The organism is Nocardiopsis sp. YSL2, from assembly GCF_030555055.1.
Classification (GTDB): domain Bacteria; phylum Actinomycetota; class Actinomycetes; order Streptosporangiales; family Streptosporangiaceae; genus Nocardiopsis.
Genome location: NZ_JAMOAO010000001.1, coordinates 2,588,389 through 2,608,983 on the forward strand (window position 1 = coordinate 2,588,389; position 20,595 = coordinate 2,608,983).

16 protein-coding genes and 1 tRNA gene are annotated in these 20,595 nt (G+C 70.0%); 7 read left to right on the forward strand and 10 right to left on the reverse strand.

Features of this window, described 5'->3' with window-relative positions; genetic code table 11:
* Positions 1-185: 185 nt before the first annotated feature.
* Positions 186-1,382 carry an IS110 family transposase gene (locus tag M1P99_RS11240; protein WP_304452594.1) on the forward strand — a complete coding sequence of 399 codons (1,197 nt, stop codon included), beginning with the start codon at positions 186-188 and terminating at the stop codon, positions 1,380-1,382.
* Here the strand turns inward: M1P99_RS11240 and M1P99_RS11245 are convergent.
* The 10 genes from M1P99_RS11245 to dnaA form a co-directional block, all read right to left on the reverse strand.
* Positions 1,356-2,336 (reverse strand): helix-turn-helix domain-containing protein, encoded by a 981-nt coding sequence (locus M1P99_RS11245; protein WP_304452595.1) that lies wholly within the window; start codon positions 2,334-2,336, stop codon positions 1,356-1,358. The genes M1P99_RS11240 and M1P99_RS11245 overlap by 27 nt on opposite strands.
* Before the next feature lie 225 nt (positions 2,337-2,561).
* Positions 2,562-2,635 (reverse strand) — tRNA-Ile (locus tag M1P99_RS11250).
* A gap of 316 nt (positions 2,636-2,951) precedes the next feature.
* A complete protein-coding gene (locus tag M1P99_RS11255; RefSeq protein WP_304452596.1) occupies positions 2,952-3,839 on the reverse strand; it encodes a DUF3566 domain-containing protein in 888 nt (295 codons plus the stop codon).
* Positions 3,840-3,943: 104 nt separating this feature from the next.
* On the reverse strand, positions 3,944-6,526 hold the full coding sequence (gene gyrA, locus M1P99_RS11260; protein ID WP_304452597.1) for a DNA gyrase subunit A: 2,583 nt from the start codon (positions 6,524-6,526) through the stop codon (positions 3,944-3,946).
* Positions 6,527-6,589: 63 nt separating this feature from the next.
* Positions 6,590-8,527, reverse strand: coding sequence for a DNA topoisomerase (ATP-hydrolyzing) subunit B (gene gyrB / locus M1P99_RS11265; protein WP_304452598.1), 1,938 nt, complete (start codon positions 8,525-8,527; stop codon positions 6,590-6,592).
* Between the two features lie 469 nt (positions 8,528-8,996).
* Positions 8,997-9,389, reverse strand: coding sequence for a DUF721 domain-containing protein (locus M1P99_RS11270; protein ID WP_304455663.1), 393 nt, complete (start codon positions 9,387-9,389; stop codon positions 8,997-8,999).
* Positions 9,390-9,639: 250 nt separating this feature from the next.
* The gene (gene recF / locus M1P99_RS11275) at positions 9,640-10,776 is read right to left on the reverse strand and encodes a DNA replication/repair protein RecF (RefSeq protein WP_304452599.1); all 1,137 of its coding nucleotides are present in this window, start codon (positions 10,774-10,776) and stop codon (positions 9,640-9,642) included.
* 225 nt (positions 10,777-11,001) lie between these two features.
* Positions 11,002-11,907, reverse strand: a complete 906-nt coding sequence (gene gnd, locus M1P99_RS11280) for a phosphogluconate dehydrogenase (NAD(+)-dependent, decarboxylating) (RefSeq protein ID WP_304452600.1) — start codon at positions 11,905-11,907, stop codon at positions 11,002-11,004.
* A gap of 105 nt (positions 11,908-12,012) precedes the next feature.
* Positions 12,013-13,152, reverse strand: coding sequence for a DNA polymerase III subunit beta (gene dnaN / locus M1P99_RS11285; protein ID WP_304452601.1), 1,140 nt, complete (start codon positions 13,150-13,152; stop codon positions 12,013-12,015).
* A gap of 1,064 nt (positions 13,153-14,216) precedes the next feature.
* Entirely contained in the window at positions 14,217-16,256 is a 2,040-nt protein-coding gene (gene dnaA, locus M1P99_RS11290; RefSeq protein WP_304452602.1) for a chromosomal replication initiator protein DnaA, read from the reverse strand.
* 627 nt (positions 16,257-16,883) lie between these two features.
* Between dnaA and rpmH the strand changes: the two genes are divergently transcribed.
* The 6 genes from rpmH (at position 16,884) to rsmG (ending at position 20,586) form a co-directional block, all read left to right on the forward strand.
* Positions 16,884-17,027: a 50S ribosomal protein L34 gene (rpmH, locus tag M1P99_RS11295; protein WP_013155858.1), complete on the forward strand. Its 144-nt coding sequence runs from the start codon at positions 16,884-16,886 to the stop codon at positions 17,025-17,027.
* A gap of 100 nt (positions 17,028-17,127) precedes the next feature.
* Positions 17,128-17,616, forward strand: a complete 489-nt coding sequence (rnpA, locus tag M1P99_RS11300; protein WP_304452603.1) for a ribonuclease P protein component — start codon at positions 17,128-17,130, stop codon at positions 17,614-17,616.
* Between the two features lie 8 nt (positions 17,617-17,624).
* Positions 17,625-17,939: a membrane protein insertion efficiency factor YidD gene (yidD, locus tag M1P99_RS11305; RefSeq protein WP_304452604.1), complete on the forward strand. Its 315-nt coding sequence runs from the start codon at positions 17,625-17,627 to the stop codon at positions 17,937-17,939.
* 28 nt (positions 17,940-17,967) lie between these two features.
* The gene (gene yidC, locus M1P99_RS11310) at positions 17,968-18,918 is read left to right on the forward strand and encodes a membrane protein insertase YidC (RefSeq protein WP_304452605.1); all 951 of its coding nucleotides are present in this window, start codon (positions 17,968-17,970) and stop codon (positions 18,916-18,918) included.
* 123 nt (positions 18,919-19,041) lie between these two features.
* On the forward strand, positions 19,042-19,530 hold the full coding sequence (locus M1P99_RS11315; RefSeq protein WP_304452606.1) for a R3H domain-containing nucleic acid-binding protein: 489 nt from the start codon (positions 19,042-19,044) through the stop codon (positions 19,528-19,530).
* 354 nt (positions 19,531-19,884) lie between these two features.
* Positions 19,885-20,586 carry a 16S rRNA (guanine(527)-N(7))-methyltransferase RsmG gene (gene rsmG, locus M1P99_RS11320; protein WP_304452607.1) on the forward strand — a complete coding sequence of 234 codons (702 nt, stop codon included), beginning with the start codon at positions 19,885-19,887 and terminating at the stop codon, positions 20,584-20,586.
* Positions 20,587-20,595: the final 9 nt, after the last annotated feature.

Below are 20,595 nucleotides of genomic sequence, written 5' to 3' on the forward strand. Positions count from 1 at the left end.
TCGGTTAGCCCAGGGGCTCTGGGTATGGCTGTCATGGCGTAGCCGCTCGATGGCTCAGGAGACTTGGCCGCCCAGAGCCCCGCGACGACCCGACCGCCCATTGGGAGATGCGACCAGATCGCTGTGTAGGACAACGCCGGCGCGGTCGTCTGCAGGGAACCCGACACCGCGACGAACTGGCGGAGGTGACCGTGCCCCACATCTGGGCCGGAGTGGACATCGGCAAACAACACCACCACTGCGTGGTCATCAACGACCAGGGCGAGCGGCTGCTCTCGCGCCGCGTGGCCAACGACGAAGCCGACCTGATCGACCTGATCGGCGACGTCCTGGCCCTGGACTCCGACCCCCTGTGGGCCGTGGACCTCAACCACGGCGGAGCGGCCCTGCTCATCAGCTTGCTCCTGGCCCACGGCCAACCCGTGGCCTACTTGACCGGCCTGGCCGTGCACCGCGCCTCGGCCACCTACCGGGGCGAGGGCAAGACCGACGCCAAGGACGCGTTCGTCATCGCCGACCAGGCCCGCGTCCGCCGCGACACGGGCCTGCTGCGGCCCGGCGACGAGATCGCCGTGGACCTGCGCATCCTGACCGGCCGCCGCACCGACCTGGTGGCCGACCGAACACGACAGATCAACCGGTTGCGCGCCCAACTGCTGGAGATCTTCCCCGCCCTGGAACGAGCCCTGGACCCGGCCAACAAGGGCCCGGCTGTGCTGCTGGCCGGCTACCAGACCCCGGCCGCCATCCGCCGCCTGGGTGCCAAACGGTTGGAGACCTGGCTGCGGGCACGCGGGGTCAAGGGCGCGACCGCTCTGGCCCGGACCGCGGTCGAAGCCGCCCAGGCCCAACGCACCGCGCTTGCCGGGGAGAAGACGGCTGCGGCGATGGTGGCCCGCCTGGCCGAGGGGGTGATGGCCCTCAACACCGAGATCTCCCAGACCGACGCCCTCATCGAGGCCCGGTTTCGCGAGCATCCGCACGCCGGGGTGATCACCACCCTGCCCGGCATGGGCTCCCTCCTGGGAGCGGAGTTCATCGCCGCCACCGGCGGCGACATGGCCGTGTTCGGCACCGGTGACCGCCTGGCTGGCTTCGCGGGTCTGGCCCCGGCACCCCGCGACTCGGGTCGCGTCAGCGGCAACCTGCGAAGACCCCGCCGCTACCATCGTGGGCTCTTGCGGGCCTTCTACCTGTCCTCCCTGGTGAGCCTGAGGGCGTGCCCGGCCTCGAAGGCCTACTACGACCGCAAGCGAGCCGAGGGCAAGGGGCACAAGCAAGCTCTGTTGGCGCTCTCGCGCCGCCGGGTCAACGTCCTGTGGGCCATGCTCCGTGACGGATCGCCCTACCAAGGTTCACCCCCGGTGACCTTGGCGGCTTGACAACTTCATTGGGAAGTCTCCTCGTCGTCCGTTGCGGTTCTGCAGCCACTCCAGCGGGTCGCCGTGGCCGACCTCGACACCGGCGGACCGCAGCATGTGGCGGACGGCCTGTCTGCGGTGCGCCGCGTACGTCAGGACGTGCGCCACGACCCCGCCGAGCATGAAGCTCTCCGGTGGATCGCACAGGGCGTCGATGAGCCGGTCACCCCAGGCGTCCCTGCGGCCGATGTCGTCCACCGCCGCGATCCAGCGCGCGCCCGCCGCCTCATGGCGCGCGATCAGCGAATCCGGGTCGTCGGCCCCCCGTGCGGGAAAGTCCGCGCCCTCGATGGAGGCCAGCCAGACCTCCTTGGACCACACCAGGTGCTCCAGGGTGGCGGCGACGGACTCCTCCGGGCCGTCCCAGGACAGGACGGTCCGGCCGGGGTGCCGCACCTTCCGGTAGTCCTGCTCCGACAGCCCGGCGGCCAGGCGGAGCAGACACGCGGTGTCGTCCACGTCGTGGTGGATCTGCAGTGCGGTCAGGTCCATGGAGGGACGACTCCTCGGGTTCCCCTCCACCCACAGGTGGAGCGGCGGATGGAAGTGGACGCCGTTCGGCGAGGGCAGCCACCGTCCGCTCCCGGCGGTGGTGGCACCGGGCGGGTGCCCGAAGGCACGCGTGAACGCCCGGATGAAGCCCTCCACCGACTCGTATCCGGCGGCGAAGGCCGCGTCGGTGACGCTGGAGCCCTGGCCGATCTGCCAGGCGGCCCGCTCCAGCAGGACCCGGCGGCGCAACGCCACCGGTGACTCCCCGGTGTCGCGTGAGAGCCGTCGGCTGAAGTGGAACGGTGAGGAGTGGGCGCGATCCGCCATGTCCGACAGCCGCGTGCTGTCCTCGTCCAGGACCGCGTCGAGCAGCTCGCGCAGACGGTCGCGCCCGGAGGGCGGTTCGCCGGTGGGAACGGTCATGCGACCAGTATGTTCAGGCCGCGGCCGGTGCCGCTTGACCGATCTTGCCCTGTGTCGGCCCCGAGCGTCGAAGCCGTCACCGGGCCTCGCGCAACCTGCCGGCGCGAGCCCCGTGGACGAAGCCTCCGGCGGGGAACGCCGCGGGGCCCGGCCGGATGAGGGCCACAACAGAAAGAGCCCTGCTCTCCGAACGGAGAAGCAAGGCTCTGACCATGTGAAACCGAGTGGGCGTACCAGGACTTGAACCTGGGGCCTCATCCTTATCAGGGATGCGCTCTAACCGACTGAGCTATACGCCCTCGTTCCGGGGGAAACTCTACCGCATCCTGAGAACCGGAGCGAACCGATTCACCTGGGCGGGAAGGGGCAGCGCACAGGGGCGACCCGCTTCGCCTCCGATGGTATCGGTTCACCGGGAGTACTCCGAACGCGTCGGGAGCCGGCCCGTCCGGAGGGCGTCCGTGGCGGCCTCCGGACGGTCCCCACCCCGGGCATTCGGGTACCGGCAGCGGCGCTCCAAGGCCCGGGAGTTCCTCCCGGGCGGGCGCCGACCGGGAACAGTAGGAGCCGGCCCCGTGGCGGGGCCGGCTCCCACTGTGTCCGTGCGGCGTACCGCTACTCCGCCTCGGAGAGGGTCACGTCCACGCCGCCGACGAGGTCGGCGACCAGGTTGTAGAGCATCGCGGACACCGTCGACAGTGCGGTGATGAGCACGATGTTGAGCGCCCCGACCACACCCGTGTAGCCGAGCACGCGTCCGGGGGAGAACCAGGCGGCCGGGTTGAGCCCCAGCTCGTCCTCGGACCCGTCACCCTCCAGGAGCGCGTTGATCATGTTGGTCAGCTCGTCGAAGACGCCCAGCATCGACAGCGTCACGTAGATCACGGTGATCGCCACGAACAGGACGATGAAGGCCACCAGGGAGACGACGAAGCTGAACTTCATCACCGACCACGGCTCCACTCTGGAGACCGTCAGGTGCGCCTTTCGGCTGGACAGGGTCGCCTTCACGGCGCTGGCCCCCTGGGGGGCCGCGTCCTTCGGATCCGTCACTGGTGCCTCTCCCGCCTCCGTGCGATCCGCCACCGACTCATCATGCGCCGAGTTCCGCTCGGCCCCACCCCGCTTCGGCTCCGGGGGCGCCACCGCGGTCACGGCCGCGGAATCGTCCTCCGTGCCCTCGGTCGCCTGGACGTCCTCGGCCTCCGCGGAGTCCTTGGCGTCCTCAGCGTCCTCGGCCTCCGCGGAGTCCCTGCCGGGCCCGGCCGCGTCGGTCTCCCCGGTGGCCCCGGAGGTCTCGGCCCCGGACTCCTCCGCCGCCTCGTCCTCCGTGGCGGCCTCCGCCGGCTTCCCGGCCTCGGCGGCTTCCGTCTCCTCGGACGTGTCCGCCGCCGTGTCGGTGTCGGGCTCCGCCGTGTCGACGGCGCCCGTCTCCGGCGCGGCCGTCTCCGGGGCGTCCGAGTCGGATTCGTTCGTCGTGGTGTTCCGCTGCTTCTCAGACATAGAAACGTTACCGCTGGACTTTCTTTGGGACCGGTGATTGGGGCAAGAGGTGTCCCGTGGGGCCGTGATGTGCCCCACGGGACGTACCAGGCTTATCGCGCAGTCTAGGCCTCGGAGTTCTGCGCCTCGGCTGCCTCGTCACCCGTGTCGGCCGCCTCGGCCTCCACCTCTTCCGCGGCCTCGGCGTTGCGCGCCACGGCCACGATCTTGTTGCCCTTGTCGAGGTTCATCAGGCGCACGCCCATCGTGGTGCGCCCCGACTGCTTGACCTCTTCGGCGCCGGTGCGGATGACTCCGCCGGCGGACGTGATCGCGAAGATCTCGTCCACCTCCGGGTCGACCATCAGCGCGCCGACCAGCTTGCCCCTGGCCTCCACCACCTTGGCCGTCAGAACGCCCTTGCCGCCCCGGTTCTGGACCGGGTACTGCTCGGACGGGGTGCGCTTGGCGTACCCGTTCTCCGTGGTGACCAGGACGTCCGTGGACCCGTCACCGGGTCGGATGACGTCCATGCTCAGGAGGTAGTCGCCCTCCAGGAACCGCATACCGATCACGCCGCTGGTCGCGCGGCCCATCGGCCGCAGCGACTCGTCCGAGGCGGAGAAGCGGATCGCCTGGGCGTCGCTGGAGATCAGCAGCAGGTCGTCGTCGGGGAAGACCAGCCGCGCGGCGATGAGCTCGTCGTCCTCGCGGAGGTTGATCGCGATGATGCCGGCCGCGCGCGCGGAGTCGAAGTCCTCCAGCCGCGACTTCTTCACCAGGCCCTCACGGGTGGCCAGGACCATGTACGGCGCCGCCTCGTAGTCGCGCAGCGCCATGATCTGCGCGATCTCCTCGCCCGGCTGGAACGGCAGCAGGTTGGCCACGTGCTGGCCCCGCGCGTCCCTGGCCGCCTCCGGCAGCTCGTAGGCCTTCGTCCGGTACACCCGGCCCTGGTTGGTGAAGCACAGGATCCAGTGGTGGGTGGTGGTGACGAAGAAGTGCTGGACGATGTCGTCCTGCTTGAGCTGCGCGCCGCGCACGCCCTTGCCGCCGCGCTTCTGCGCCCGGTAGTTGTCGATCCGGGTGCGCTTGGCGTAACCGCCGCGGGAGATCGTGACGACCACGTCCTCCTCGGCGATGAAGTCCTCCATCCGCATGTCACCCTCGAACGGGATGATGTGCGTGCGGCGCTCGTCGCCGTACTTGTCGACGATCTCGCCGAGCTCCGCGCGGATGATGGAGCGCTGGCGCACGTCCGAGCCGAGGATGTCGTTGTAGTCGGCGATCTGCGCCATGAGCTCGTCGTACTCGGCAGTCAGGGCGTTGCGCTCCAGGGCCGCCAGCTTGCGCAGCTGCATGTCGAGGATGGCGCGCGCCTGGATGTCGTCGATGTCCAGCAGGCCCATCAGGCCGGTGCGCGCCTCGTCGGCCGAAGCGCTGGCCCGGATCAGGCTGATGACCTCCTCGATCCGGTCCATGGCCCTGAGCAGCGCGCGCAGGATGTGCGCCCGCTCCTCGGCCTTGCGCAGCAGGTACTGGGTGCGCCGGACGATGACCTCGACCTGGTGCTTGACCCAGTGCCGGATCATCTGGTCCAGGCGCAGGGTCCGCGGCACGCCGTCCACCAGCGCGAGCATGTTCGCGCCGAAGGTGTCCTGGAGCTGCGTGTGCTTGTAGAGGTTGTTCAGCACGACCTTGGCCACGGCGTCGCGCTTGAGCACGATGACCAGGCGCTGGCCGGTGCGGCCGCTGCTCTCGTCCCGGACGTCGGCGATACCGGTGATCTTGCCGTCCTTGACCAGGTCGGCGATCTTCTCGGCGAGGTTGTCCGGGTTGACCTGGTAGGGCAGCTCGGTGACGACCAGGATCTGGCGTCCCCGGCTGTCCTCCTCCACCTCGACCACGGCGCGCATGGTGATGGAGCCCCGGCCGGTCCGGTAGGCCTCCTCGATCCCCCGCTTGCCCACGATGAGGCCACGGGTCGGGAAGTCCGGGCCCTTGATGCGGGCCATGAGCTCGTCGAGGAGCTGCTCGTCCTCGGTCTCGGGGTGGTCCAGGTACCAGTAGACGCCCTCGGCGACCTCGCGCAGGTTGTGCGGCGGGATGTTCGTGGCCATGCCGACCGCGATCCCCGACGAGCCGTTGACCAGCAGGTTCGGGAAGCGGGCCGGAAGCACGACGGGCTCGGAGGAGCGGCCGTCGTAGTTGGGCCGGAAGTCGACGGTCTCCTTGTCGATGTCCCGGAGCATCTCCATCGCCAGCGGCGCCAGTTTGCACTCGGTGTAGCGCATGGCGGCGGCGGGGTCGTTGCCCGGCGACCCGAAGTTGCCGTTCGGGTCGACCAGCGGCATCCGCATCGACCAGGACTGCGCCAGTCGGACCAGGGTGTCGTAGATGGCGCTGTCGCCGTGCGGGTGGTAGTTGCCCATCACGTCGCCGACGACGCGGGCGCACTTGAAGTACCCGCGGTCGGGGCGGTAGCCGCCGTCGTACATCGCGTACAGGACGCGCTGGTGGACGGGCTTGAGTCCGTCGCGGACGTCGGGGAGGGCACGGCCGACGATGACCGACATCGCGTAGTCGAGGTAGCTGCGCTGCATCTCGACCTGGATGTCGACGGGCTCGATCCGGTCGGTCACACGGGCCGGCATCGCCGCTGCGGACTCCGTACCCTCAGGGACGTCCGGGTTGTTCGCATCCGTCACGGATGTCGATCCCTTCTCAGTAGTTCACTGCCCGGGGCCACCGGGCCTGCCTGCGGTACGGGACTAGATGTCCAGGAAACGGACGTCCTTGGCGTTGCGCTGGATGAAGGAGCGCCGCGACTCGACGTCCTCTCCCATGAGCACGCTGAACATGTCGTCGGCCTGGGCCGCGTCCTCCAGGCTCACCTGGAGCAGCACGCGCCGGTCGGGGTCCATCGTGGTGTCCCAGAGCTCGTTGGCGTTCATCTCGCCCAGACCCTTGAACCGCTGCACCATGTCGCGCGGGCGCGGGTCCCTCTTGCCGGCGGCGATCCCGGCCTCGATCAGCCGGTCGCGCTCGCCGTCGGAGAAGGCGTAGTCGGCGTCGCTGCCCTTCTGGTCCCACTTGATCTTGTACAGCGGCGGGGCGGCCAGGTAGACGTTCCCGGCCTCCACCAGCGGCTTCATGAAGCGGAACAGCAGCGTGAGCAGCAGGGTCCGGATGTGCTGGCCGTCGACGTCGGCGTCGGCCATGAGGATGACCTTGTGGTACCGCAGCTTGTCGGCGTCGAACTCCTCGTGGATACCGGTGCCCAGGGCGGTGATGATCGCCTGGACCTCGTTGTTCTTGAGGATGCGGTCGATGCGCGACTTCTCCACGTTCAGGATCTTGCCCCGGATGGGCAGGATGGCCTGGTTGTGGGGGTTGCGCCCGCCCTTGGCCGAACCGCCCGCCGAGTCACCCTCGACGATGTAGACCTCGCACTCCTCCGGGTTGGTCGACTGGCAGTCGGACAGCTTGCCGGGGAGGGAGGTGGACTCCAGGAGGGTCTTGCGGCGGGTGAGGTCGCGGGCCTGGCGCGCGGCGACGCGGGCGCGGGCGGCCTGGCTGGCCTTGGACACGATGTCCTTGGCCTCGCCCGGGTTGCGCTCGAACCAGTCGCGCAGGTGCTCGTTGGTGACCTTCTGGACGAAGGACTTGGCCTCGGTGTTGCCCAGCTTGGTCTTGGTCTGGCCCTCGAACTGCGGGTCGGCCAGCTTGACCGAGATGATCGCGGTCAGGCCCTCACGGATGTCGTCACCGGTGAGGTTCTCCTCCTTCTCGCGCAGCAGCCTCTGGTCCCGGGCGTAGCGGTTGACCAGCGTGGTGAGCGCGGAGCGGAACCCCTCCTCGTGCGTGCCGCCCTCCGCCGTGTTGATCGTGTTGGCGAAGGTGTGGACCGACGAGGTGTACGACTGGTTCCACTGCATGGCGATCTCGACCGAGATGCCCTCGCCCTCCTCCTCGAACGAGATGATCGAGGCGTGGGCCGGCTCCTTCTTGGCGTTGATGTGCCGGACGTAGTCGGACAGGCCCTCGTCGTAGTGGAAGGTGTTGACCGTCGGTCCGCCGTCGGTGTGCTCCGGCCGCTCGTCGCGGATGGTGATGGACAGCCCCTTGTTGAGGAAGGCCATCTCCTGCATCCGGCGCGCGAGGGTCTCGAAGGTGAAGACCGTGGTCTCGAAGATCGAGCCGTCCGGCCAGAAGGTGATCTGGGTACCGGTCTCGTCGGTCGACTCGCCCTTGACGAGCTCGGCGGTGGGGGCGGTCATCTCGTACCGCTGGCGCCAGATGTGGCCGTCCTTGCGGATCTCCACGTCCAGGGCCGTGGACAGGGCGTTGACGACGGAGACGCCGACACCGTGCAGACCGCCGGAGACCGCGTAGGACTTGCCGTCGAACTTGCCACCCGCGTGCAGCGTGGTGAGGACGACCTCGACGGCCGGGCGCTGCTCCACCGGGTGCAGGTCGATGGGGATACCGCGGCCGTTGTCGGCCACCCGCACCCCGCCGTCGGCCAACAGGGTCACCTCGATGGCGTCGGCGTGACCCGCCAGCGCCTCGTCGACCGAGTTGTCGACCACCTCGTAGACCAGGTGGTGCAGGCCCCGCTCTCCGGTGGAACCGATGTACATCCCGGGGCGCTTGCGTACTGCCTCAAGCCCCTCCAGGACCGTGATTGATCGAGCGTCGTAGGCCAAGTGGGTACACCCTCCTGCTGGGGACGCCTGCCGACCGTGGCCGCGGCAACGGTCAACCCCCGCGGACCGGTGACCAAGGGTGTCGACATGCCGTCACACCTGGGGGATCACCGCTCGCCGCGTGGGCCGTCCGCCCACCCTCTCCTGGGGGCGTGGTACCGGCTACAGGCGTCTGAAGAACCGTCCCCATGATACCCCGCGCGGTGCGACAAAGTGGCATTGGCGGCCCTGTGCCGCTCCAGATCGAACGTTCAGGGCGGGAGTCGAGTCCCTACACGCGGGGTGCCCTTCGAGCAAGTCCCGGCGCGGTTCAGTGGCGTTGAGCCCCATCACCCGTCGCTCCGGCCCGCCCCGACGGGGGAAACGGTCGGGGGCGACTGGCGGACCCGTCACCCACATACCCCTGTTCACCTGCGAAAACCACCGCCACAAGCCGGACGGATGAACACGGACGGGCATATTCGGTCGGTTATCGACGCCGGGAACCCGGTCCCTTGACCTTGATCGCGATGACCGTCCCCTCGCCCAACTCCTCGTTGAGGCGGCGCAGAAGATCACGCACCATCGCGCGTGCGTGGGCGGCCATCGTCGGCGAATCGGCTACGACGACCAGTTCTCCGTCCGAAAAACTCTCCGGCTGGAGGTGTTCCGCGTTGAATGCGCCCACGATGTCCGGCCACCGGCCGAACACCCCGCCGATGGCGACCTGTTCCTGCCAGCCGTGGTCGATCAGCCACGTGCGGACCGCGTCACCGAACAACTGGGGCTCGTTGCGTGACCGGAACCGGCCACGGCGCCGGGACCGCGGCGCTCCGCGGGGCACCGCCCCGCGCTCGCGGGCCTCGGCCTTGGCGCGCGCCAGGGCCTGCCGGGCGAGGTCGGCGCCGGAGGCGGCGGGTGGCGCGGGGGCGGCCGCGGCGTCGGCGGACGCAGGAGGAGGGGACGCAGGGGCGGGCGGGGCGGGTGGGACCGATCCGGACCGCACCGCGTCGGGGGGCGACCCGGGCACCGGCCCGTCCACAGGCTGTGGACGGACCCGGCCGACGCCGGGGCCGGCGGCGGGGCCGAGGGCTCCCCGCCCCGAGCGTGGATCCACAGGCTGTGGACGGGCCTCACTCACTCTCGACACTCCCCTCGCGTACACCGAACCGCGCACCGTCGAGTTCCTGGGGGATGTCGTCGGCCACCGCCGCGGTCACCAGCACCTGCTCGGCGTCGCGGACCCGCTCGGCCAGCCTGCGGCGCCGCTCGCTGTCCAGTTCGGCGAAGACGTCGTCGAGGATGAGGACGGGATCGTCGCCGTCGGCCCGCAGCAGCTCGAAGGCGGCCAGCTTCAGCGACAGCGCGTAGGACCACGACTCGCCCTGACTCGCGTACCCCTTCGCGGGCAGGTCGCCCAGGCTCAGCAGCAGCTCGTCGCGGTGCGGGCCGACCAGGCTCACCCCGCGCTGGAGTTCGCGTTCCCGGGCCCCGGCCATGGCCGTGCGCAGCGCGTCCACAAGCTGTGGACGGTCGGCGGGGAGGTCGACGCCCTCCTCCACCGCCGAGGAGCGGTATGTGGGGACGGCCGGGCCGCCGGAGTCGGTCAGCCCCGCGTAGGCGTCGGCGACGAGCGGGCGCAGCGCGGCGACGAGGTCCAGGCGCGCCGCGAGCAGTTCGGCCCCCGTCTCCGCCAGGTGGTCGTCCCACACCTCCAGGGTGCTCAGGTCCGGCCCCGTCCCACTGCGTCTGAAGAACTGCGCGGACGCCGACTTCAGCAGCGCGTTGCGCTGCTTGAGCACTCGGTCGTAGTCGGAGCGCACCCCCGCCATCCGGGGAGCCCGCGCCACGAGCAGGTCGTCCAGGAACCGGCGCCGCTCGCCGGGGTCGCCCTTGACCAGGGCCAGGTCCTCCGGGGCGAACAGCACGGTGCGGAGCACGCCCAGCACCTCGCGGGGCCGGCCGACGGGGGACTGGTTCAGGCGGGCGCGGTTGGCCCGGCCGGGGTTGAGCTCCAGGTCCACGACCATCGAGCGATCGTCGCGCACCACCTTGGCCCGGACGACCGCCCGCGGCGCGCCCTGGCGTACCAGCGGGGTGTCCGAGGAGACACGATGGCTGCTCAGCGCGGCGACGTAGCCGACGGCCTCGACGAGGTTGGTCTTGCCCTGGCCGTTGGCGCCGACGAAGACGCTCACGCCCGGTCCCATCTCCACCAGTGCGGAGGTGTAGGACCGGAAGTCGGCCAGTTGCAGGTGGGAGACGTACATCCGGCCTTCCTCCAGGAGCGGTGGCTCGGAAACAAGTGCGGAAGGGAAGGAGTGGAGGCTCGGGGACGCGTCACGTCCCCGGGCGGTGCCGCCCCGCGGCTCGCCCGGCGGCCGACCGGCCGGCCGCCGGGGCGGGTCCACGCGGGCACGGCGGACCCTCGGGACCACCGGCGGCGCGGCCCGGCCGGGGCCGGGCACGGTCCAGGGCGGGTATCCGCGGAAGGCTCAGTCCCGCGAAGGGATGCGCGGGTCCGGGTCGGACTTGGTGACCGCGTGGCCGCCGAACTGGTTGCGCAGGGCGGCGACGACCTTCATCGCGGGGCTGTCGTCCTGGCGCGAGGCGAAGCGGGCGAACAGCGAGGCGGTGATCGCGGGCGCCGGAACGGCGTGGTCCACGGCGGCCTGGACGGTCCAGCGGCCCTCGCCCGAGTCCTGCGCGTAGCCGCGCAGCTCGGAGAGGTCGGGGTCCTCCTCCAGGGCCCGGCTCAGCAGGTCGAGCAGCCAGGAGCGCACGACCGTGCCCTCGCGCCAGCTCTCGAAGGTGCCCGGGACGTCGTCCACGATGCCGGAGGCGGTCATGAGCTCGAAGCCCTCGGCGAAGGACTGCATCATGCCGTACTCGATGCCGTTGTGGACCATCTTCACGAAGTGCCCGGCACCGACCGCTCCGGCGTGCACGAAGCCGCCGCCCTCGTCGGGGGTCAGGGAGTCGAAGACCGGGCGGGCGCGCTCGACGTCCGCCTTCTCGCCGCCGACCATGATGCCGTAGCCGTTCTGCCGGCCCCAGACACCGCCGCTGACGCCGACGTCGAGGTAGCCGATGCCCTTGGCGGCGAGGTCGTCGGCGCGGGTGCGGTCGTCCACGTAGTGGGAGTTGCCGCCCTCGATGACGAGGTCGCCCTCCTGGAGCAGGTCCCGCAGCTCGTTGATGGTGGTGACCGTGGGGTCGCCCGAGGGGACCATGACCCACACGACCCGGGGCGCCGCCAGCCGCGACACCAGGTCCGGGAGGGTGTCGACGTCGCGTTCCGGCGACATGACGTCGAAGCCGACGACGTCGTGGCCCTTCTCCCGGAGGCGGGCGGCCATGTTGCCGCCCATCTTCCCGAGCCCGATCATTCCGAGTTGCATGTCTTCGCTCCCCTTCGCCAGCTGTGGACATGTGGACGCCGATCGGCCCGGGCGGTGTCCTCGGGCCGGCGGCGGCAGACGTCAGTCAATCGAACCCGTTCCGGATCAGCCGGACAGGCGCACCGGCATGATGAGGTAGCGGTACTGGGCGGACGCGCCCTCCTCGGCCGGCTTGCCCGTGAGGATCGCGGGCTTGGTCGAGGTGGTGAAGTGCAGGCGGGCGAGGTCGGTGCCGATGGCGCCGAGCCCGTCCAGCAGGAACCCGGAATTGAACGCGATCTGGATGTCCTCACCGTCCAGGTCGGCCTCCAGGACCTCGACGGCCTGGGCGTCCTCGCCGGTGCCGGCCTCCAGGACCAGGCGGCCCTGGGAGAAGGCCAGCCGCAGCGGCGTGTTGCGCTCGGCGACCAGCGAGACGCGCTTGACGGCCTCGACGAACTCGGAGCGGCTCACCTCGGCGACGGTGTTGAAGCTGTCCGGCAGCAGGGCGCGGTACTTGGGGAACTCCCCGTCCAGCAGGCGCGTGGTGGTGCGGCGGCCGCCACCCTCGAAGCCGATCATGCCCTCGCCGCCGTCGCCGCTGGAGAGCGCGACGGAGACCTCTGCACCCGAGGTGAGGGACTTGGCCGTGTCGTGGAGGGTCTTGGCCGGGACCAGCGCGACCGCGGACAGCTCGGGGTTCTCCGGCTTCCAGGTCAGCTCGCGCACGGCCAGGCGGTAGCGGTCGGTGGAGGCGAGGGTGATGGTCTCGCCCTCGATCTCGACCCGGACGCCGGTCAGCATCGGCAGGGTGTCGTCGCGGCCGGCCGCGACCGCCACCTGGCTGACGGCGGCGGCGAAGGCGTCGCTGCCGACCGTCCCGCTCACACCGGGCATCTCCGGGAGCGTCGGGTAGTCCTCGACCGGCATGGTCGTGAGCGTGAACTTGGCGCTGCCGCAGCTGACGACGACCTTCGGGCCGTCGGTGGCGACCTCCACGACCTGTGGGGGGAGGTTGCGCGTGATCTCGGCCAGCAGCTTGCCCGGGACCAGGACCTGGCCCGGCTCGTCCACCTCGACATCGACCGCGGCCTGGGTGGAGACCTCGTAGTCGAAACCGGCCAGGCGGACCTGCTGCCTGCCGTCGAACTCTCCTGCGTCGAGCAGGACGCCGACGAGCACCGGGACCGAGGGGCGCGTCGGGAGTGTGCGCGCGGTCCAGGCGACTGCGTCGGCCAGTACGTCGCGTTCGACCCGGAACTTCACTTTCCGACTCACTTTCCGCACGACCGGCGGACCGGTCGCAGCCTCAACGTTGCAGCTCGTGGTGTCTGAAGGGGTGGTCCGAGGTCTCCGGAGCCGGCGGGTGGGCGTTGTCCACAGGGTGTGTGCGGACTCCGTTCGGTGCCACCGGGGAGGGCCCTCGGGTCCCGTTGGGGTCACCGCTCCGATCGGGCGGCGCAGGACAGGGGCGAGACCACACGTTACCCGGATTCCTCCGCTGCCGCTGACATCTCGGGAGGGCGCGGCCGTCGCTGCCGACTCATCGCTTTGTCCACAGTTTTTCCGCGGAGCGGTTGAGAAGCCACATCTGGGTTAATGAAGGTGCGTCGTAGTAGTAGGGCCTGTGGATAGTGTGGATAACCATCGTTTTACCAGGTCAACACCAGAATTTTTGTCCACAGGGCCTGTGGACGACCCTGTGTGTAACTCGGGGTGCCTGTGGACGGTCAGAAGGGTCCACAGCTTGTCCACACTCCGTCCACAGTCGCGTCCACAGGTTCTCCCCAGGTTCTCCACAGGGGCACCGGCTCGAGCGCTCGGGGCGTCCACCGATCCGTCCACAGAACTGACCGGGTTACCCACAACTTCCGCGCCGTTGTCCACAGGTTATCCACACGCTTTTCCACAGAATCCGAGCCCTTCCTGTGGATAACTCGGCCAAGAAACCTGGAAACTTTTTTCGGCGGCCTCGCGCAGAGCACGCGAACCAGGGCAAAGGGGCTGTGCACAGCTCTGTCCACAGGCGCGTGTTCGAGATGTGTACGACGCCGCAGGTGAGGGCGGTACCCAGGAGTGACCGACCGGATGTGGGCTGGGCAACAGCGGGGCCGCCACGGGCCGCTCGACGGCGGGGGAGGAGGTCGCGGCACGGTGGGCGGAGTCGGGAACGGGTCCGGGAAGGGCCGTCCCGGGACGTGCCGGAACCGCCGTGTCCGTGCCGGTTGTCCCCAGAACCTGTGGATAACTCTCCGGACACGACGCGGGGCGGTCCACAGCGTGTGAACCGCCCCTTCCCACCGCACCGCGCCTCCCAGGGCGAGCACCCGCTAGGGCTGGTCCTTGATGCGACTCGTGAGTTCGTGCACCTGGTTGTAGATGGACCGGCGCTCGGCCATGAGGGCGCGGACCTTGCGGTCGGCGTGCATCACGGTCGTGTGGTCCCGGCCGCCGAACTGCTGCCCGATCTTGGGCAGGGAGAGGTCGGTGAGCTCGCGGCAGAGGTACATGGCGATCTGCCGGGCGGTCACGAGCACACGCGACCGCGAGGTCCCGCAGAGGTCCTCCACGCTCAGGCCGAAGTAGGCGGCCGTCTGGGACATGATCGACCCGGCCGTGATCTCCGGGACCTCGGTGCTGGGGACGAGGTCGCGCAGGACCTGACCGGTCAGGTCCAGGTCCACCGACTGCCGGTTGAGGCTCGCGAACGCGGTGACGCGGATCAGCGCGCCCTCCAGCTCGCGGATGTTGGTGGAGATCTTGCTGGCGATGAACTCCAGGACCTCCGGCGGCGCCGCCAGGCCCTCCTGCGCGGCCTTCTTGCGCAGGATCGCGATCCGCGTCTCCAGCTCGGGCGGCTGCACGTCGGTCAGCAGGCCCCACTCGAACCGGCTGCGCATCCGGTCCTCCAGCGTCGTCAGCTGCTTGGGCGGCCGGTCGCTGGAGATGACGATCTGCTTGTCGGAGTTGTGGAGCGTGTTGAACGTGTGGAAGAACTCCTCCTGCGTCTGCTCCTTGTTCTCCAGGAACTGGATGTCGTCCACCAGGAGGACGTCGATGTCCCGGTACCGGCGGCGGAAGCCGTCCGCCTTGCCGTCCCGGATCGAGTTGATGAACTCGTTGGTGAACTCCTCGGAGCTGACGTAGCGCACCCGCGAGCCCTCGTAGAGGCGGTGCGTGTAGTGCCCGATGGCGTGCAGGAGGTGTGTCTTGCCCAGCCCGGAACCGCCGTGGATGAACAGCGGGTTGTAGGCCTTGGCCGGCGCCTCGGCGGCCGCGACCGACGCCGCGTGGGCGAAGCGGTTGCTGGAGCCGATGACGAAGGTGTCGAACGTGTACTTGGGGTTGAGCCGCGCGTGCTCCCCGGGCGGGATCTCGGGCGAGCGGCCCGGGGGAGTGGGGGGCGGCTCTGTGCCCTCGGTCCTGGGCGGCCCCTCGTTCCGGGGGCCGTCCTCCAGCGGTGCGGGCTCGGGGGCCGGTGCGGGCTCCTCCGCCGGGTGCTCCTCGGCGGCCGGCGCCGGGTCGTGGTGCGGGGTCTCCCACCGGTTGGGCCGGTCCCAGTCGGCTCCGCCCCAGCTCTCCTGCTGCCAGGCGGCGTGCGGCTGGTCCCAGGAGTGGGGATCGTGCGCGGGCGGGGCCGTGGGGCCGGCCGCCGCCCACGGGCCGGGGGCCCGCGGTTCCTCGTGCCCGGACGGGTGCGCCTCCGGGGGCCGGGACGCCTCGTCGCGGGTACGGGCGTCGCCCGGCCCCAGCAGGTCGCTGCCGTCGTGCCCGGCCGGTGCCGCGGCGCGGGAGGCCGGACGGGACGCGGCCGGCGCGTGAGCCTGGTCCGGATAGCCGTTCGGGTCCTGCGGCCGCGCGGGCGGGAAGTGGTGCGCGTCCTGTTCTGGGGACGGCTGCCCGTGCGCCTGCTCCCGGGGCCTCTGCTCGTGGCGGACCTGTTCCTGGGGCATGGGCTGCTGCGGAGCCGGGCGGTAGGGCTCGGGCTCCGGGCGGGCGTGCTGTCCCTGGGGCGCGGACGGCTCGTAGCCCCGCGGCCTGCCGTGGTCCTCGGCGGAGGCGAACGGAGCCGTCGGCGGTACGGGGGTGGGAGGAGGCGTCTGCACGGCGGTGGGGTCCACCGTCACCGCCACACGGATGTCCCGGCCCAGGTGGGCGGACAGGGCCCGGCTGATCACCGGGTACAGGCGGGTCTCCAGGACCTTCTTGGTGAACTCGTTGGGCGCCGCGATCAGCGCGGTGTCCTCGATCAGACCCAGTGGGCGGGTCTGCGGGAGCCAGGCGCGCTGGTGCGCGGGAAGGGCGTCGTTGTCGATCCCGTCCAGCACACTGGACCAGACCATTGCGAGGTTGACCTGTGCGTCAGCCAAGGTGACCTGCCACGGTTGTCGTCCCTTCGGTGCGGGTCTGTTCGGAGCGGGCGGAGGGGACCTGTGTCGTCGCGCATGGGAGTGAGCTCTCCATTGTCCTCTCTCCACGGGGGTGCCGGGGCAGTGAAGCTGTGCACAGGCGGGGTTCCAGGGTCCCACGAGCCTGTGGATAACTTGTCCCCACCGGGTCGGTGTCCACAGGTCTCGGCTGTTGTCCACAAGTTGTGCACAGGTTTATCCACAGGATGGCAGACCTGCTCGGATGGCGCAGAGTTATCCACAAATCCCTGCTCACAGCCTGTGTAGAGCAGTGGCGACGACGCTGGCCCGGCCCTCGGCCGCGCGTTATCCACAGGTTGTGGTTATCCACAGGCCACAGGGGTCGTCACGCTGTGGAAAACCGGTGTCGAGCGGCGCCGGTCCTGTGCCGCCGACCGGCCCGCGGTGCGGGTGACGTGGGCTGATTTGACCTCGCCCGTGTCCCGTCGTATCTTCTTTATGCTTATGCCGATGATCTGCCCACGCCCATGTCCGCATGACGGCGCGGCCACGGCACATGCACTCTGAGGCCCCGCGTATCCTGGGGGTCTGTCGTAGTACTTTCCTGACACGCCCCTGGAGCCTGTAGTGAGCAAGCGTACGTACCAGCCGAACAACCGGCGTCGCGCGAAGGTCCACGGCTTCCGGCTGCGCATGCGTACGCGCGCCGGTCGCGCCATCATCGCCTCGCGGCGCCGCAAGGGGCGCGCGGCGCTGACCGTGAGCCACTAGGCCACGCCCAGCACCAAGACCTCAGGGACCGGTCCGGCCTTCTCGCCGGCCGGTCCCTTTTTCGTGTGACACGTGGGAGCCGACGCCGGAGGGAGCACGGATGCTGTCGTCGAGGAACCGGATGCGCCGCGGCTCCGAGTTCTCCGCCGTCATGCGCTCGGGCCGCCGTGCCTCCCGCGACGCCATCGGCCTCGTCTACCTCGCGCCGCCCGCTGACGCGGTGGACGCGGATCCGCCCCGCGTCGGTTTCGTCGTGGGCAAGTCCGTGGGCGTGGCCGTGGTGCGCAAGAGAGTGCAGCGCCGTCTTCGGCACGTGATGCGGTCTCAGGTCGACGCTCTGCCTGACGGTAGCCTGCTGGTAGTACGTGCTAAGCCCTCCGCCGCCACCACGCGGCAGTCCGAGCTGGCCGCGCAGATCGACAGCGCGCTCGCCGCGGCCACCCGGCCCCGGCGCGGTCGTGACGGTCGGCGCGGCCGCGACGCTCGTCGGGGCCGCGGTGGCCGCGACGACCACCGCGCTCGGGGCGCCGGTGCGTCGAGAAGCGAGACAGTGGTGGACCGCCGTCCCGACGGGGACGGGGAACGGTAGGCGAGCCGATGACCGAGCACAGACCGACGGCGTTCGCGCGGGTGCTGATTCTGCCCATTCGGGGCTACCAACGCTTCATCAGTCCGCTCTTCCCCCCGGTCTGCCGTTTCTACCCTTCGTGCAGCGCGTACGCCGTCGAGGCGCTGCGAGTGCACGGAGCCGCACGCGGGCTGTGGCTGGGAATCCGCCGCATCGCCCGCTGCCACCCCTTCCATCCCGGGGGACTAGACCCGGTACCGCCGCCCAAGGGGCGCCAGGGCCGGGAGTCCGAGGAGTCGGCGGGCGGTACCGGCCACACCGGCACCGCTCCCGGGGACCAGTAGCTGAACCGAATCACATAGGAGTTGGCCGGTGCTGGACTGGCTTTACAACATCGTCGGCTGGACGTTGGCGCGGATCCATGAGGGTCTCACCTTCGTCGGCCTGAACCCCGACAGCGGGTGGGCGTGGGGCCTGTCCATCGTGCTGCTGACCGTCCTGATGCGGCTCCTCATGGTCCCGCTGTTCGTCAAGCAGATGAACACGCAGCGCAAGATGCAGGACATCCAGCCGAAGATCATGAAGCTTCGGGAGCGCTACAAGCACGACAAGCAGCGCTTGCAGCAGGAGTCCATGAAGCTCTACCAGGAGAGCGGCACCAACCCCATCATGGGTTGCCTTCCGCTCCTCCTGCAGATGCCGGTCTTCTTCGCGCTGTTCAGCGTGCTGCGGAGCGTGGCCGAGGGCAACGCCCAGTACGGCTTCGACGAGCAGCTGGCTGCGAGCGCCCGTCAGGCCCTGATCTTCGAGGCGCCGATCGCGGCCCAGTTCAACAGCTCCTCCGAGGAACTGATCGCCCTGGGGTCCGCCGACCCGATCATGGCGAAGGTCCTCATCGCGATCGCCTGCGTGATCATGGGCTTCACCACGTTCCTCACCATGCGGCAGAGCATCAAGCGCAGCACGGCGCAGATGCCCGACAACCCCATGATGCAGACCCAGAAGATCATGATGTACATGGCGCCGGCCTTCGGGCTCTTCGGTCTGGCCATGCCCGTCGGTGTGCTCCTCTACTGGGTCACCTCCAACGTGTGGACCATGGTCCAGCAGCACTTCCTCTACCGGAACCAGCCGGTGCCGGGCGCGGACACCGCCGCCGACAAGGGCGGGGCCAAGAGCCCGTCGAACGGGTCGGCCAAGGGCATGCTCGGCCGAAAGAAGGCCGTCGAATCCACGCCTGAGCCGAAGGAACAGCCTAAGATCGAGCGTAAGCAGCCCAAGAAGAAGTCGCGTTCCAAGCGCGGCGGTGGCGGGTCCCACTAGGGTCGGTACCTGCTCGGGGCTGCCGAGTGCGCAGGCGACAAGGCCCCTGAGGCGTGCGACGGCCAGGGCGTGAGTGGACAGAGGAGATTCGCTGTGGGACGGGAAGAGAGCGGTGGAGTAGCGGTGGCTGACGCGCCTGAGGCCGAGTTCGACGTCGAGGCCCTGGAGAACGAGGGCGACATCGCCGCGGACTACATCGAGGGACTCCTCGACATCGCGGACTTCGACGGCGACATCGACATGGACGTGGAGGGCGACCGCGCGCTCGTGTCGGTCGTCGGAGCCACCCTGGACGAGCTCATCGGCGAGAACGGCGAAGTCCTGGAGGCGCTCCAGGAGCTGACCCGGCTGGCCGTGCACCGGGCGACCGGTGAGCGCAGCCGGCTGATGCTCGACATCGGCGGCTACCGCGAGGGGCGCCGCAAGGTGCTCTTCCAGATCGGTTCCGAGGCCGCGGCCAGGGTCAAGGAGTCCGGCGAGATCGAGCCGCTGGAGCCCATGACCCCGTTCGAGCGCAAGGTGGTCCACGACGCGGTCGCGGCCGCGGGCCTGCGGAGCGAGTCCGAGGGCGAGGAGCCCAACCGCTACGTGGTCGTGCACCCCGCCGACTAGGCGGTCGGGGCCGGAGCGCAGACGGCCCCGGAACACACTCCCGGAGGGGGTGGCGATGTTTCACGTGAAACATCGCCACCCCCTCTCTCTGTGCCCGGCCCCGGGCACGCCCCCGGCCGGTCGCGAAGTCGACATGGCGGCACGCGGGGTCGACATGGCGGCACGGGAAGTCGACATGTCCGCCGCGGGCGGCGGGTAGGGGCGCCGATGTGGCGCCTCCTGGGTACGGCGGCAGTGTTCGCCGATGTTTCACGTGAAACATTGGTGGCACCCGCGCATAGGATCATGGAGGCGCGTAACGTGCCCTGGCGATCGAAGAAGTGACGATGGACGAGTTCCGACAGGTGGTGACTGATGTCCTCGGGGTCTGAGGAGACCGCTCCGACCGCTCCGACCGATCAGGCGGAGACGGTGTTCGGGGACTCCTTGTCGAAGGCGCGGCGCTTCGCCGAGCTCCTCGCGGACGACGGTGTCCGGCGCGGTCTCATCGGCCCGCGCGAGGTTCCGCGGCTGTGGGAGCGGCACCTGCTCAACTGCGCCGTGGTGGAGGAGCTGATCCCCGAGGGCGCGAACGTGGTCGACGTCGGCTCCGGAGCCGGGCTGCCCGGGCTGGTGCTCGGGCTCCTGCGCCCCGACATCCGGATGGTGCTCCTGGAGCCCCTCCTGCGGCGGACGGTCTTCCTCAACGAAGCGGTCGAGCTGTTGGAGCTGCCGAACGTGGAGGTGCGCCGAGGGAGGGCCGAGGAGGTGCGCGGCGACCTGCTCGCGGACTTCGTGACCGCCCGTGCGGTCGCTCCGCTGCCCCGTCTGGCGGGGTGGGCGCTACCGCTCCTTCGCAAGGGCGGCAGCCTCCTGGCGCTCAAGGGCGAGCAGGCCGAGGCCGAACTCGCGGCCGCGGAGAAAGACGTGTCGAAACTGCGCCCTTGCGTCTGCGATGTCATCCGGGTCGGCCACGGTAGGGTCGAACCCGCTACCACGGTCGTTCGCGTCACGGTGACATCCGAGGGTGGTCCGCCGCCGCGGGGCGGAAAGAAGAAGCGCGGACGGAAGAGGTGAACTCATTCG

What these genes read in the sequence shown, in the direction of transcription:
- rsmG (WP_304452607.1), top strand. Translation starts at nt 19,885, where the DNA reads ATGTCCTCGGGGTCTGAGGAGACCGCTCCGACCGCTCCGACCGATCAG.
- M1P99_RS11255 (WP_304452596.1), bottom strand. Translation starts at nt 3,839, where the DNA reads ATGTCTGAGAAGCAGCGGAACACCACGACGAACGAATCCGACTCGGAC.
- M1P99_RS11245 (WP_304452595.1), bottom strand. Translation starts at nt 2,336, where the DNA reads ATGACCGTTCCCACCGGCGAACCGCCCTCCGGGCGCGACCGTCTGCGC.
- recF (WP_304452599.1), bottom strand. Translation starts at nt 10,776, where the DNA reads ATGTACGTCTCCCACCTGCAACTGGCCGACTTCCGGTCCTACACCTCC.
- gnd (WP_304452600.1), bottom strand. Translation starts at nt 11,907, where the DNA reads ATGCAACTCGGAATGATCGGGCTCGGGAAGATGGGCGGCAACATGGCC.
- rnpA (WP_304452603.1), top strand. Translation starts at nt 17,128, where the DNA reads ATGCTGTCGTCGAGGAACCGGATGCGCCGCGGCTCCGAGTTCTCCGCC.
- yidD (WP_304452604.1), top strand. Translation starts at nt 17,625, where the DNA reads ATGACCGAGCACAGACCGACGGCGTTCGCGCGGGTGCTGATTCTGCCC.